Consider the following 14868-nt stretch of genomic DNA (forward strand, 5'->3'; position numbering starts at 1 on the left):
CTATTGATTCTATTGATCTTATAAACCATTTAGAAAAAACATAAATAAAACCTATATTCTCACAGGATAAAGACTCCGCCACATGACCTAATAATACTTCCTGAAAAACAATGAAGATTGCCACAGATCAACCTCCTAGACGCATGGGGCACCGAGTCAGTCAGTGGAGGTATTGGGCGGCCACAAGGTTATCTCAGTCGCCGATAGGAGATATCAGGAAGTTAGGTTGCATCAGGTGCTGCCGCCAGCCGTCGGGACAGAGAGTCAGCCACCTGCATCATACAGTCACCTAGCAGGCGGGCTAACTGGCAACGCGACATGGGGGCAACACGACGGCAGGCAACGGTCTTGCCCACCTCCTCACGCATAGATATACGATGAATCAAAAAAAGCGCCCGGTATTCACCGGGCGCTATACACTTAACCATCGAGATGAGCGTCAACACGCCCATCTCAAGTGAGCATTACTTGGACTACTGAGCCTTGCCTAAGCCCAGGAATGCTATGAGAGCGGATACTATCACTGTACCTCCAATTGACCGTTTTGAATCAGTTGGTTAAGGAAGTCACCGCTGGTGTCCCCCCCCATGCTGACACCTTGTAGCAGGATGGTCTGATCCGCGTTCGCTCCGGAAGACGCGATGCCGCCGTCCGATTTCACCGAGATCAGTGTGTCAGCGCCCTGTTGGCTGGCCACCAGATAGTCGGACACATCGCTCTCGACAGCACCATCGAGAAGATCCGAGACGTCGAGCTTGTCCGCCTCGCCGCTGGCGGTGAAGCTGCCAAGGCCAAAGTCAGCGATGGTGTCCTTAGCGACGGTACTGCTGGCATCCCCCTGCTCAAAGGCAAAGACATCTGCCCCAAATCCTCCCATCAGCAGGTCATCGCCAGCACCGCCGATCAGCAGATCGTTACCACCACCACCCACCAGTACATCATCGCCGGCGCCACCACGCAGGGTATCGTTACCACCATCCTGGCGGGCTGAGTCCAGCAGCGAGGTGTATTTGTCACTGATGTACTGACTCACCTGATCGCTGGTCGCCGCAACACCGTCATTGACCGCCCACTTCAGATACTCGGTCAGACCTTCATAACCCAAGCCATCATGCCCCGCGGCGATAAAGGCTTCGCCGGTGTCACCATTGGTCCAAGCCAGATGGTCGGTATTGATGGTATCGCCGAAGAGGACGTCGTCACCCGCCCCCCCTTCCAGACTGTCGTTGCCCAATGACTTGAGCGCGTCGACCTGGCCACCGTTCGCCAGGGCAGCATTCAGGTCATCGCTGTCGTAGACGATATCGAGCTGGCCGTAGCTGGCCATGTCGTCATCGCCCAGCAAACGAGTTTCAAGCCGGATATCGTCAACATCCAGGCGATCATCACCTCCAATATTGTTCGCGACCTCAAAGACTAAACGGTACTGCCCTGCCTCCAGAAAGCCCGCATCCCGGGTGACCCAGCTGGTCGTCTCACCGAGCGAGGAGCCCGAATAATACTGCCAGCTACCGCCAACAAAGGTTTCGATGGTATAGCTGATCGAGTCTTCCGGCGATGTATCATCTGTCCCATATCTGAAACGCAATGCGGTCTTGAGGTTGTCGCTGCCCGTCTCCGACACAAAAAAGGAGGGGCTGATGACCTGAGCCGCAGCACCGTCAGCCTTCCAGTCTTCTATGCGGAATAAGTCACTGGTCTGATAGGCCTTGGTGCCATCGCCAGAGGTGCGCAACCAGTCCTCGACACGCAGCGGTTCCATGGAGCCGGCGAAGAAGCGGGCCAGGTACTCAGTTTCGACCAGCGTACCCGTATAGGGAATCCCATCCGCTCCCTGAACATCGGTGTTGTCGAAGAAGCGAAGGACATCCGTCACCGTGCCTCGACCGATCCCGACGGCGTTGACCTCGCTGAGGGAGGAAAGCTCTTCAAAGGCTTCAACCGCCTCGACAATGGCATTCTTGTTGACAGATCCCGTGCCACTGACAATACCGCCATTGTCATTGAGCCAATAGTTGGGTGCACCATCCGTCAGGAAGAAAGTCAGGTCTTCATAGTCGCTGTAGGCCGGATTGGCATCCTGCGCCGTCAGCCACTCGCTGGCCTTGCGAATCCCTGCTTCGTAGTTGGTAGCGCCTTCTGCGTCCAGGCCATTGATGAAGTTGATGACTGAATTGATGTCACTCCCGCTGGAGCCCAGGTCAAACGCAACATGCTGCACGGCATTGCTGTCGAAATCGACGATCTGCAGGTTGACCTTGCCATCGTGGCCAACCAGGTCGACCACGAGCTTTGTCAGGGCCTGCTTCACCAGCTGTATCTTGGTCAAGCCATCGGTTCCTGACCCCACCGCCATGCTGCCGGTGGTGTCGACGATCAGCGAGATGTTGTAGTTGGTCGACGGCTTCAGGGTGGTCATCACGCCGCCTTGATCACCTACCAGAGCGTCGTCGCCGGCACCAGTAGTCGCACCATTGTCGCCATTATCGCCCACGAACAGTTCGTTGGATGCGGCCTGGGTCACCTGCACCCGAAGATCAGCGGTCGTGGCATCACCGTCACCGTCGGTGAGGGTATAGCGAATGCTGGCACTTCCATCAAAACCGGCTGCTGGGGTAAAGGTCAAAGTGCCGTCAGCGTTAACGACAACGGAACCCACGCCCGCGCCACCGACCACGTTGGCGCCAGTGATGCGAGCGCCATCGGCACCGGTACCGTCATTGGCCAGTACATTCACCGTCACTGGCTCACCATCGGATGACGCGGCGGAATCAGCACGGGCAATCGGGGTGTCGTCATCGATGATCACACCCAGCTGACCATTCGCCGTATCTCCGTCCGCATCAGTGATGGTGTAACCCACGTCCAGCTTGATGTCGTCTTCAATGCCTGCGACCGAATGATCCAACGGCTTCGCCAGGGTTACCTCGTAAGCACCGCTTGCGAGGTCCGTCAGTTCAATCGTAAGCACCGGCGCCCCATTGGCACTTCCGACCAACGTCTGTCCATTGGCGCTGACCGACCAACTGACGCTCTGGCCTTGTGAAGTCAGGTTTGCAAGCCCGCTGGTGTTCCAGCTGAAACTGCCAGCACCATCTTCCCCAAAGCTGTAGCCAAGCGTCCCGGTCGCCACGGGGCTATTCTTCAGCACATCCTTGATACCACCCGCTACGCCGCCCGCCAGCCCATCTTCGTCCACCACCGCCAAAGGCACCTTGCCGGACGGGTCTCCTTCGCCACCAGGTGTCGTCGGTGTGCCATCGGTGCCTTCCACGGCTACCGACAGACGCCCCACCACGGAGTCGCCATCACCGTCGGTCACGGTGTAGTTGATCACCGCATCGCCACTAAATCCACTGCTAGGCTGGAACGTCACGGAACCGTCGGCATTGACTGTCACCGTCCCGACGCTGGCACCGCCCACCACGCTGGCGCCACTGACTCGGCCGCCATCGGCACCGGTACCGTCGTTGGCCAGTACATTTACCGTCACCGACTCGCCATCGGAGGTCGTTGCTGAGTCATTGCGAACCACTGGGGTGTCGTCGTCGATGATCACACCCAGCTGGCCATCCGCCGTATCGCCGTCCGCATCCGTGATGGTGTAACCCACATCCAGCTTGATGTCGTCTTCGATGCCTGCGACCGCATGATCCAACGGCTTCGCCAGGGTCACCTGGTAAGCACCGCTTGCGAGATCCGTCAGTTCAATCGTAAGCACCGGCGCCCCATTGGCACTTCCCACCAGGGTGTGCCCATTAGCGCTGACCGACCAGCTGACGCTCTGCCCCTGGGATGTCAGGTTAGCAAGCCCACTGCTGTTCCAACTGAAGCTGCCAGCACCATCCTCCCCGAAGCTGTAGCCCAGCATCCCGTTCGCCACGGGGCTATTCTTCAGCACATCCTTGATACCACCCGCTACGCCGCCCGCCAGCCCATCTTCGTCGACCACTGCCAGAGGCACCTTGCCAGAGGGGTCCCCCTCGCCACCAGGTGTCGTCGGCGTGCTACCGGTGCCACCGCCACCTTCCACCCACACAGACAGACGACCAACTACCGTATCTCCATCACCGTCAACCACGGTGTAGTCGATGACCGCGTCGCCGCTATAGCCATCGGTGGGCTGGAAGGTCAAAGAACCGTCAGCATTGATCGTTACGCTGCCAACCAGGTCTCCTTCGTCCACCGATGCGGCAAGGACACCACCCGCGCCATCAGCACCAAAAAGATCGTTGTCGAGCACGTTGACCGTGACCGCCTCGCCCATCTGGGTTTCAGCGGTCTCATTGGCGACCACCGGACGATCGTCATCAATCACAATCTTAAGCTTGCCAGAGGCAGTGTCTCCATCAGCGTCCGCAATGGTATAGCGAGCGTAAAACTGTATGTCGTCTTCCACACTCGGATTCACGTGATCAAGCGGCTTGGACAATACGACGCGGTAGAGACCGTCGAGCACACTGGTTAGCTCGATGGTGATGACCTGCTCCCCGTTGCCATCCACGCCTGTAACGGTCATTCCGTTGCTCGACAGTGACCAAGTCACCGCACTACCGCCTGAGGTCAGGCTGGGCAAACCATCGGTGCTCCAGGTAAAGCTGCCGGCTCCATCGTCGCCGAAGTCATACCTCAAGCTGCCCGAGGCCACCGTAGGGTTGGTCGGCACATCCTGAACTCCACCAGCGATCCCTCCGGCCAAACCATCCTCATCGACGATAGCCTGGGACGGCTCGGAGTCGGGGTCATCATCAATTTCGGGCGTCGTCGGCCCCTCGCCGCAGCCACAGTCAATCTCCACGGTCGCGCTACTCTTCGCAGCGTCTCCGTCACCATCGGTGGTGATAATGTCAAAACGCAGCGTGCCCGCCGCCAACTCGTTTGCAGTGAACTTCCAAGTACCGTCGGCGTTCACGATAAGAGTCCCAGCACCCGTCTCGATATCACTGCCAAGCGGATATTCGGTGCTATCACCCGGCAGCTTGACCACGCTGCTACGAATGCCATCGGCACCACCTGACTCGGCCCAGGTACCAGTCACCACATCTCCTGGCTGCACACTGTCAGGCGCATCGATCCTGTTCACCGGGGAATCGTCATCGACGTCGATGGCCAGGCGGGATGAGCTTTGGTTGCCTTCCTGATCGGTAATGGTGTACCCCACCGAGAAGACCAGATTATCTTCCACACCAGATTCCGGGTGATCCAAGGGGCCCAGCAGAAATACCCTGTACGCACCTGTCGCGACATCGGTCAATTTAATATGCAGGATTGGCGTACCATCCGGCGTCTTGGCGGCAATCACTTGGCCATCCACAGAGCGCTGGAAGGTCAGCGGCTCGCCTTGGGATGTCAGGGTCGGCAGTCCATCAGAGTTCCACTGAAAAGCACCACTATCGGCTGGGCCAGCCGCACCGAAGCTGTAGGGTAACGAGCCCTGGAAGAGCACTGCCTTGCCCGCATCATCAGCGGCTCCCCCCACCAGTCCTCCTGCAAGACCGTCTTCATCGAGGTGAGCAATATCAGCAAAGCCCGAGTCGCTACTCGTGACGGCGGTACTGATGAGCTGTGTAGCATCTACATTTTGTGACGAACTCATTGATTAAGCTCCCTAGGCGACAACAGAGATACATTTTTTTACACGCCTACAGACTAGGAGACTCTTTTGCGGCCCAACATTGTACTCATGTGCACGCAACACTTACGGGAAGCAAAAATATATGGAATATGCACAATTTATGAGAAAAAGCCCAGCACTCGCTCCAAAAAACCTCACACATACGCTCAACGACGTAAAAGATAGAGAAAAAAAATACTTATATTACAATCTATTAAACAATTCCAATATCGGTTTACTGCAGGGCATCACATATACAGAAGGTTCTTATATTTACAGTAGCGCATGTGACAATTCGAGTTAGTAATGAATACAATCAAGTATGAAGAACCTCAGGTCCTGCTCGTATAGAATTCCGAAATATCTCAAAAAAAATTTCTAATAAATAGCTGAGTGTCCACCCTTTTCTCCTCTCCTTCCCGGCAGATAAGCCTCCCCTCTCTTTTCAAGAAAAATCATACCCACAAAAAAACGCCCGGACCATTGTCCGGGCGCTATGCGTGATGTTGCAGAGCAGAAGAGAGACTGCGCCGCTCTGTCAGCTAAAATCGATGCCGATACGCCGACCGACTTCTTCATAGGCCTCGATGACGCCGCCGAGTCCCTGACGAAAACGGTCCTTGTCGAGCTTTTCTCGTGTTTCGGCGTCCCAAAGGCGACACCCATCAGGCGAGAATTCGTCTCCGAGCACAATCTTTCCGTGAAAAACACCGAACTCCAGCTTGTAGTCCACCAGCAGCATGCCGCCATCAGCAAACAGCTGTTTCAGCACCTCATTGACCTTGAAGGTCAGTGCCTTCATTTCGGCCAGCTGCTCAGAGGTTGCCCAGCCGAAGCTTTCCGCCAGCGACTCGTTGACCATGGGGTCATGCAGCTCGTCATTCTTCAGAAACAGTTCAAACGTCGGAGGATTGAGTGCCTGACCTTCTTCCACCCCTAGTCGCTTGACCAGGCTACCGGCGGCGATATTGCGCACCACGCACTCCACCGGAATCATGTCGAGCTTCTTGACCACACACTCGGTGTCCGACAGCAGTGTCTCGACGTGGGTGGGAATGCCCGCTTCCTCCAGCTTCGCCATGATAAAGGCATTGAAGCGGTTATTGACCTTGCCCTTGCGCTCCAGCGATTCCATGCGGCGACCATCGAAGGCGCTAGTATCATCTCGGAAGTGCAAAATCAGCCGATCAGGATCATCGGTGGCGTAGACGGACTTGGCCTTACCGGCATAGAGTTCTTCGCGCTTTTCCATGGGTGCCTCCACAGGCAATCAAAAGGGTTCTTAGTCAAAGGACCGAAGTCCTGAATCAATGGATCGCTTGCCAATCCAGGCCGTCGTCCTGGGCAGCCACGGTCAGGCGAGATTCATCGCCGCTCATCAGAGGCATCAGAGCCTCCAGAGCGAGTTCGGGGCGATTATTATGCTCCGACAGATGCGAGCAGACGATACGCTGAAGGCGGTCCAGCCCCAGTGTGGTCAGCAGTGCCGAAGCCTGGGCATTGGCCAGGTGCCCCCAGTGCCCGCCCACCCGACGCTTGAGGCTGGGCGGATAGGGGCCATCTGCGAGCATCTGGACATCATGATTACATTCGAGAACGAGCGCATCGCAGCCGCGAAACGCTCTCTGGACGTGCTCGGTGGGGTGTCCCAGATCCGTCAACAATCCCAGCCGAACATCGCTGGCGCTGATGCGAAACTGCACGGGTTCTCTGGCATCGTGAGGCACCGTGACGGCATCGACCTCCAGCCCCTTCACCGCAAACCGAGACTGGGGAGTGATCCAATGGGTACGAGGCAGGCGCCCCAGCTTTCCCGATAACCAGGTGCCGGGCGTCAGGTGCACAGGCAGATCGTAACGGCGCGCCAGCGGGCCCACACCACGCACATGATCACCGTGCTCGTGGGTAACCAGCACGGCGTCGATCTGCCGCGGGTGAACGCCTAGCCGAGCCAGGCGTCGCTCGGCTTCCTTCAGCGCAAAACCACAGTCAACCAACAAAAGCGCATCGCCGTCGGTCACCAGGGTCGCATTGCCCTTACTACCGCTCCCGAGAGAGGCAAAGCGAAGGCCTCGGTGCACCGACTCGCTGGTAGATCCTTCCCCCATCAGCGCAGCAAGCCCTCCATGCGCTGCAGCAGCTCACGCTGGTCATCACCGGACAGAGGCTCCTCGTCGACCGCCCGAGCTTCCATCACTGTCTCTTGTCCCTGAGGCGTCAGCCGCATCTCGACGCGATGCATCGACTCGGTCAGGTCCATGGACATCAGTGAGTCAACGAAGCCGCGGGTGCGCTCGCTTTCGGTCACGTAGTCGATGACAAACCGCTTGCTGGCTTCATCTGCAGAGACCAATTCGCGACGATCTTCCATATCGAAGTTGTTCTCGAGCTGAAACGCCAGTTCGGCATAGGCCCGGTCGATATCGAAGGGCAGCACCATTACCCAATCGTCGCCGCGGGGCTCGAAGCGAATGCTCTGACGATCCGTCGCCTGCTGGGCCGAGGCAGACGCGATACTGGCGGAGGCGCTGCGAGCCTCGAAATGACGCTGCAGCGAGTTCAGGCACAGACGGTTGAGCTGCCCCGCGGTATCACAGCGAATCTCGCTGGTACCCGTGCGCAGCCCCTGACGCAGCAACAGGCTGGCGTCGGAAGTCTCGATAACCCCAGTGGCGCTATCACTGCGCGTGATCTCGAGTCCCCGCTGCTCGGCAAAGCGCTCAAGCTCTGGCCACACCACCGCGGGCGCAGCACCCACCACCAGCCAGCGATCTGCATCGGTTTCTCGAACCGCCACATCACCGGCAGCCACCGCGGTGCTGGCTGACAAGGTCTGAGGCAAGGGCGCCGCAAAGTCACCCTCTCGAGCATAGAAACTGCCGCTCGCCTGAGGCACCGGCATGATGTCGCGGTAGCGGCTCTGGTCCCGGGTTCCAGGCAGCGTCAGAGGAGCCGCCTGCCGAGCGTCAGCATAGTCCTCGTTGCGGTCGTGATAGTGCCCTTCCTTGGCACAGCCAGCCAAAGCCAGTGCCGCGATCATCGCCAGCGGCAATCCTTTAAGCGCAGAATTCATGCGTCCACCTTGGTTGATAATTGAGTCCACGTCATCACGACCGAGAGGAATGCCGCAGCATCAGTCCTCGATCAGTCCCGCCAGCTGCAGCGCTTCGCTGATGGTGGAGTGGTATTTCTCGCTGAGCCAGGTCAGCGGCAAGCGGATCCCCGGCTCGATAATGCCCATACGGTTGAGCGCCCACTTCACGGGAATCGGGTTAGCCTCGATGCCGAGATTGGTGTGCAGTGGCAGCAACCGCGTGTTGATCTGGTGCGCTTTTTCCGTCTCGCCGGCAATCGCGGCGACACACAGGTCGTGCATGGCCTTGGGTGCGACGTTGGCCGTAACCGAGATATCACCGTGGCCGCCCATCAGCATGAAGTCACAGGCCGTGGCATCATCGCCGGAATACAGCATGAAGTCGCTGCCTTCGAGGCGTTCGATCAGGTCCTCTGCCCGCTCCAGGTTACCGGTGGCGTCCTTCAGGCCGATAATATTATCCACCTCGGCCAGACGCAGCACCGTCTCGTTGTAGATATCGGAGCAGGTACGGCCCGGCACGTTGTAGAGGATCACCGGCAAGTCACTGGTCTCGGCGATGACCTTGAAGTGCTGGTACAAGCCTTCCTGGGTCGGCTTGTTGTAGTAAGGCGCCACGGTCAGACAGTAGTCGGCACCGACTTCCTTGGCGTAGCGGGTCAGCTCCACCGCCTCGGTGGTGTTGTTGGAGCCAGTGCCAGCGATAACGGGAATACGGCCATTGACCTCTTCCACTACCGTGCGAATCACATCGAAATGCTCGGCAAAGGTCATGGTCGTGGGCTCACCGGTGGTGCCCGCCGCCACGATGGCATCGGTACCGTTATCCAGGTGAAAGTTAACCAGTTTGCGCAACACTTCCCAGTCGATATCGCCATTGGCCTTCATCGGTGTCGCCAGAGCGACGATACTGCCCGTGATCATCCTCGTTGTTCCTCTGTTGTCGGCTTGCCAAACACCTGATTTCCGCGATTCCGGCAAGCGTGGTTGGCCAAGGGGGTCGCGACCCGGGGAAGCGTGATCGTGACCAGAGCACAAATGGTACTCAGGCGGCCATACCCTGTACAGCCGCGTCTTTACATAGCGTGTTGCATTGCGTGTAATCGGACATCCATCTACGCCAATTTCGGAGCCCCCATGACTGTAACTGTTGGCGAACAGGTCCCCGACTTCAGCGCCACCGCCACCGGTGACACCACCTTCTCTCTGGCCGAGCAACGTGGCCGCCAGGTCGTGGTCTATTTCTATCCCAAGGCTAGCACCCCCGGCTGCACCACCGAAGGGGGCGACTTCCGGGACCACAAGGCCGACTTTGATGCTGCCAACACGCTGATTGTTGGCGTGTCTCGGGATGGCATCCGCGCCCAGGAGAACTTCAAGGCCAAGCAGTCCTTCAACTTCGAGCTGATCTCCGACAAGGACGAAGCCGTCTGCCAGCTATTTGACGTCATCAAGCTCAAGAAGCTTTACGGCAAGGAACACCTGGGTATCGAGCGCAGCACCTTTCTGATCGACGCTGAAGGGCAACTGGCCAGGGAGTGGCGCAAGGTCAAGGTGAAAGGCCATGTGGAAGAAGTGCTGGAAGCAGCGCAGGCACTGAACGCCCAGCGCTAGCAGCAGGGCCAGGCCGCGACGGGCACGCCCCGTCGCATCCACTGACCGACCGGCATCGACGCACGAGATCAGCCGTCGGTGCCGGTACTCCCCGGTAGCCTGGCCATGCTGCGCTCCTTGATGCCCCGTGGCCAGGCATAGACCAGCGCCTTGAGCAGGGTCGCCAGCGGGATTGCAAAGAACACCCCCCAGAAGCCCCACACGCCGCCGAAGAACAGCACCGCCAGAATGATCGACACCGGATGCAGGTTGACCGCTTCGGAAAACAGCACCGGCACCAGCACGTTACCATCCAGCGCCTGGATGACCCCATAGGCGACGATGACATACAGAAACTGATCCCCCAGGCCGAAATGAAATCCTGCCACGGCCGCCACGGGCAGTGTCGCCACCGCTGCGCCGATGTAAGGCACCAGCACGGAGAAACCCACCAGCACCGCCAGCAGCGCTGAGTAAGGCAGACCGAAAAAGGCGAAGGTGAAAAACGTCACCGTCCCGACGATGACAATTTCCGTCGCCTTACCCCGCACATAGTTGGCAATCTGGCAGTCCATCTCCTTCCATACCCGCGTCATCAGATCACGCTTGGCCGGCAGCAGTGACACCGTGAAGCCCACCAGGCGATCACGATCCTTGAGCATGAACAGCACCAGAATCGGCACCAGCACCAGATAGATGATCAATCCCAGCACGTTGCCGAGGGAAGCCAGCGACAGCGTCAGCGCGCGCTGGCTCAACTGCGTTGCTTCACGGCTCAGCACCCCGATCCAGTCCTGGACCAGGTCTGGAGTGATCAGCTGGGGGTAGCTCATCTGCAGGTCATCCAGCATCTGCTGGCCGGCGGCGAACATCCTTGGTGCTTCCTGTATCAGGCTCGCCAGCTGATTCCAGATCAGCGGCAGCAACACCAGCGCCATCGCCAGCAGCACACCGACGAAGGCCAGGAAGACGGTCATTACCGCGACGAGATGCGGCACCTTGCGTCGCGTCAGGCTGTTGACCGCGCCCTGCAACAGAAAGGCCACTACCAGAGCGGTGAGGAACGGCGCCAGCATCTGGCCCAGCCAGATCACCACCGCAAAGCCGGCCACCAGCAGCACCAGCAGCAGAACCGCTTCCTCATCCGAGAAATAGTGGTCTACCCAGCTACGGAATACCGTCCGCAGGCTCATGCGTCACCCGCCTTGCGCAGCCAATAGACATAGACATCGTCGCGCTGTTCACGCCCTTCCAGCACATGAGAACTATGCTCGGCAAAGCTCTCGAAATCTCGCCAGGAACCGGCGTCGGTCGCCCTGACTTCCAGCAACTGCCCAGGCGCCAGGCGTGAAAGCGCCTGCTTCGCCTTCAGCAGCGGCAGCGGACAGGGAAGTCCGCACGCATCTAGCACATCGTCAGGTTGCACTGCCATGATCTCTCCCGAGAGAATGCGATATTGGTCCGCCCCAAGCGTTGCCACCCCATGGGCATACAGCCCCGCTGGCAAATTTGAGGCACTTTGATTTAAAGGCACTTTTCCGGCCGAATCAATGTCCCAAGGCAACCCCTTCATCGCTATCGACGAGGATCACGATGCTCAAGCGATCGCTGTTCGCCGCCACCGTTCGCCCCCTGCCCAGCGCGGGGTTGATCCTCGTTATGGCCCTGACCCAGACCGCGCCCCTCGCCCAGGCACAGTACCTGGACCAGGGCATTCGACTGAATGAGCCCAGAGAGCTCGACCTGCCCTCGCTGATGTCCACCGGCAGCAACGCCATCAGCGGTGAGGAAACCCGCCTAGGCCGAGCCTGGCTACGCCAGTTTCGCGCCCACGTACCGGAATGGCGGGACCCGCTGGCCCAACACTATGTGGAAACCCTGGTAGGCCGTCTGGTGCCTTACAGCGATCTGGGCGGGATCAATATCGCGGTTACCCTGGTCGACAACAAGACCCTCAATGCCTTTGCCGTTCCCGGAGGTGTGGTCGGGGTCAACAGCGGCCTGTTCGGCTTCGCCACCCATGAAGCTGAGGTCGCCTCGGTTCTGGCCCACGAGCTGGGGCACCTGTCCCAGCGACACTACGCGCGCAGCAAGGCTCGCGCGGAACAAACCCAGGTTCCCGCCATGGCCACCATGCTGGCAGGTTTGATCCTGGCCGCCAGTGGCGCCGGCGACGCTGGCATCGCTGCACTGGCAGGCAGCCAGGCGGCGATGATCCAGGACCAGCTGCGTTACTCCCGTCGCTATGAGGAAGAGGCCGATCGCATCGGGCTGCAGGCGATGGCCAGCGCCGGCTACGACCCCCAGGCGATGGTGGATATGTTCCGCTCCATGCAGCGCATGATGAGCCTGCAAGGCGGCACTCCGCCTGAATTCCTGTTGACCCACCCGATTACCGAGTCGCGCATCAGCGATACTCAGTCACGGGTCAACCAGACGCGCGTCAGCGGCTCCGCACCGGACGACCTGCAGTACCAGCTCATCCGGGCCAGGGCGCTGCTGGCGATCCACGAGCGCGCCCCAGGACAAGCCCTGACGGTACTACGTCAAGACCAGGCACCCGCCGACGCACAACGCTACCTGCAAGCCTTGATCGACGCCCGCTCGGGTCAGGCCGACACGGCTCTCTCGGCGCTGGACAGCCTCTCCAGGGCTCACCCGGACACTGCGCTGCTTCCGGCCAGCGCCGTCCAGGTCGCACTGGAAGGCGGCCGCGTGGATGATGCCATCGCACGCGCTCAACGCCAGCTGCGACTGATGCCGGGATACCCCCCCACCAGCCAACTGCTGGGCGAAGCGCTGCTTCAGCGTGACCCCGATGCGGCCTATCGCGAGCTGTTCGATCTGGCTCAACGGCGCCCTGAAGACCCCACCGTCTTCGGGCTGTTGGCCGAAGCCGCAGGCCGCAGCGGTCGCGAAGCGTGGGGGCACCTGGCGCGTGCCGAACAGCTGCAGCTGACCGGCGAGATCGATCGCGCCATTCGTCAGCTGGAGGTGGCCGAAGCGGTGGCGGATCGTCAGGGCGACCTTAACGCCAGAGCCAGCATTCAGCGACGCCGCGACGCTTTCCTCGACTACCGCCGCACGATGGAAAAATTCCGCTAGCGACAACGACAACGCCCACGAGATCCCTCTTCATCTAGGGCCTCGTGGGCGTTTCTTGCGGCAAGCGTTCTCCAGCGACGATCTCAGGCCTGGAACTCGAGCATCCGCGTCAGCGGCTTGAGCGCCTGAACCCGCAATGCATCACTGACCTGAATCTCACCCGAGCCATGCCTCAGTGCTTCTGCCAGATTGTCGAGGGCGTTCATCGCCATCCAGGGACAATGCGCGCAGCTGCGACAGGTGGCGCCATTACCGGCAGTAGGCGCTTCAAACAGTGTCTTCTCGGGCACAGCCTGCTGCATCTTGAAGAAGATGCCGCGGTCGGTGGCCACGATCAGCTTGTCGTTGGGCAATTCCTTTGCGGCCTTGATCAGCTGCGACGTGGAGCCGGCCACATCGGCCAGGCTGACCACCGCTTCCGGTGACTCCGGGTGAACCAGTACGGCGGCATCGGGATAGACCGACTTCAGATCCTCGACGCCCTTGGCCTTGAACTCTTCGTGGACGATACAGGCGCCATCCCAGAGCAGCATGTCGGCACCCGTGTGCTTCTGGATGTAGCCGCCCAGGTGCTTGTCCGGCGCCCACAGGATCTTCTCGCCCTTGGCCTTGAGGTGCTCGATCACGTCGACCGCGATGGATGAGGTGACGACCCAGTCGGCACGGGCCTTCACCGCCGCCGACGTGTTGGCGTAGACCACCACAGTGCGATCTGGATGCGCGTCGCAGAAAGCGGCGAACTCGTCCGCGGGGCAGCCCACATCCAGCGAGCAGGTCGCCTCCAGCGTTGGCATCAGCACGCGCTTTTCCGGCGACAGGATCTTGGCCGTTTCGCCCATGAAGCGCACGCCGGCCACTACCAGGGTGTCTGCCTCATGGCGAGCGCCAAAGCGCGCCATCTCAAGCGAGTCTGCCACGCAGCCGCCGGTCTCCTCGGCAAGCTGCTGGATCGCGTCATCGGTGTAGTAGTGTGCGACCAGCACGGCATTATTGGCCTTCAGCAGTCGCCTGATCTCATCGACGCGAGCGGCGTCTTCCGAGGGAATACGGGTGGGGCAGTAGGGACGCGCGAGATGCTCTCGAATCTCGGCGCGGGAAGTCATGATTGTCATCGTGTCTACCACTGTGACCGGCAGGGAATCCCCCTGCAGATGGGACAGTGCCACCAGCCATCCGCTGCATGGCACGCCAGGAGGACCCTCTGTCAGAGCGGCCAGCCCTTCAGGCCGGCGGCACCCTCGATGCGGGGTCCTCACCCTCGCCCATGCGTCTATCGCTACGGCGAGCTGCTACACAGTTTAACCCAGCAACCACAGGATGCCGAGTTCCGCTGCGTCAAGCTGACCAAGGAATGACACCAGCACACCGGTGTGTCTCGGTCTGGCGGGCCTGACGGCAACGGGCCGTGGCCCTACGCCAGCATGCAGTGTCATGAATACCCAACAAAAACGGCCCCCGCTCC

10 protein-coding genes are annotated in these 14868 nt (G+C 59.7%); 2 read left to right on the forward strand and 8 right to left on the reverse strand.

Annotated elements, in window-relative coordinates; all coding sequences use genetic code 11:
* Window positions 1-520 precede the first annotated feature (520 nt).
* The 5 genes from JF545_RS05415 to dapA form a co-directional block, all read right to left on the reverse strand.
* The gene (locus JF545_RS05415; protein WP_206940027.1) at window positions 521-5596 is read right to left on the reverse strand and encodes an Ig-like domain-containing protein; all 5076 of its coding nucleotides are present in this window, start codon (window positions 5594-5596) and stop codon (window positions 521-523) included.
* Window positions 5597-6152: 556 nt separating this feature from the next.
* A complete protein-coding gene (gene purC / locus JF545_RS05420; protein WP_206940029.1) occupies window positions 6153-6866 on the reverse strand; it encodes a phosphoribosylaminoimidazolesuccinocarboxamide synthase in 714 nt (237 codons plus the stop codon).
* A gap of 55 nt (window positions 6867-6921) precedes the next feature.
* Window positions 6922-7722 carry an MBL fold metallo-hydrolase gene (locus tag JF545_RS05425; protein WP_206940031.1) on the reverse strand — a complete coding sequence of 267 codons (801 nt, stop codon included), beginning with the start codon at window positions 7720-7722 and terminating at the stop codon, window positions 6922-6924.
* Complete coding sequence (locus JF545_RS05430; RefSeq protein ID WP_206940033.1) at window positions 7722-8687, reverse strand: lipoprotein-34; 966 nt, start codon at window positions 8685-8687, stop codon at window positions 7722-7724. The genes JF545_RS05425 and JF545_RS05430 overlap by 1 nt, the downstream gene beginning before the upstream one ends.
* A gap of 60 nt (window positions 8688-8747) precedes the next feature.
* Window positions 8748-9632, reverse strand: a complete 885-nt coding sequence (gene dapA / locus JF545_RS05435) for a 4-hydroxy-tetrahydrodipicolinate synthase (RefSeq protein WP_206940035.1) — start codon at window positions 9630-9632, stop codon at window positions 8748-8750.
* Between the two features lie 213 nt (window positions 9633-9845).
* Here dapA and JF545_RS05440 point away from each other — a divergent pair, with 213 nt between their 5' ends.
* On the forward strand, window positions 9846-10322 hold the full coding sequence (locus JF545_RS05440) for a peroxiredoxin (RefSeq protein ID WP_206940037.1): 477 nt from the start codon (window positions 9846-9848) through the stop codon (window positions 10320-10322).
* A 68-nt stretch (window positions 10323-10390) separates the two neighbouring features.
* Here JF545_RS05440 and JF545_RS05445 read toward each other — a convergent pair whose 3' ends face one another.
* Entirely contained in the window at window positions 10391-11494 is a 1104-nt protein-coding gene (locus JF545_RS05445; RefSeq protein WP_206940039.1) for an AI-2E family transporter, read from the reverse strand.
* On the reverse strand, window positions 11491-11733 hold the full coding sequence (locus tag JF545_RS05450) for a sulfurtransferase TusA family protein (protein WP_206940041.1): 243 nt from the start codon (window positions 11731-11733) through the stop codon (window positions 11491-11493). The genes JF545_RS05445 and JF545_RS05450 overlap by 4 nt, the downstream gene beginning before the upstream one ends.
* A 161-nt stretch (window positions 11734-11894) precedes the next feature.
* On the opposite strand from JF545_RS05450, the gene JF545_RS05455 reads away from it, so the two are divergent.
* Complete coding sequence (locus JF545_RS05455) at window positions 11895-13406, forward strand: M48 family metalloprotease (RefSeq protein WP_242520698.1); 1512 nt, start codon at window positions 11895-11897, stop codon at window positions 13404-13406.
* 83 nt (window positions 13407-13489) lie between these two features.
* Here JF545_RS05455 and nadA read toward each other — a convergent pair whose 3' ends face one another.
* On the reverse strand, window positions 13490-14518 hold the full coding sequence (gene nadA, locus JF545_RS05460; RefSeq protein WP_206940043.1) for a quinolinate synthase NadA: 1029 nt from the start codon (window positions 14516-14518) through the stop codon (window positions 13490-13492).
* Between the last annotated feature and the right edge of the window lie 350 nt (window positions 14519-14868).

This window comes from Halomonas litopenaei (assembly GCF_017303055.1).
Lineage (GTDB): Bacteria > Pseudomonadota > Gammaproteobacteria > Pseudomonadales > Halomonadaceae > Halomonas > Halomonas litopenaei_A.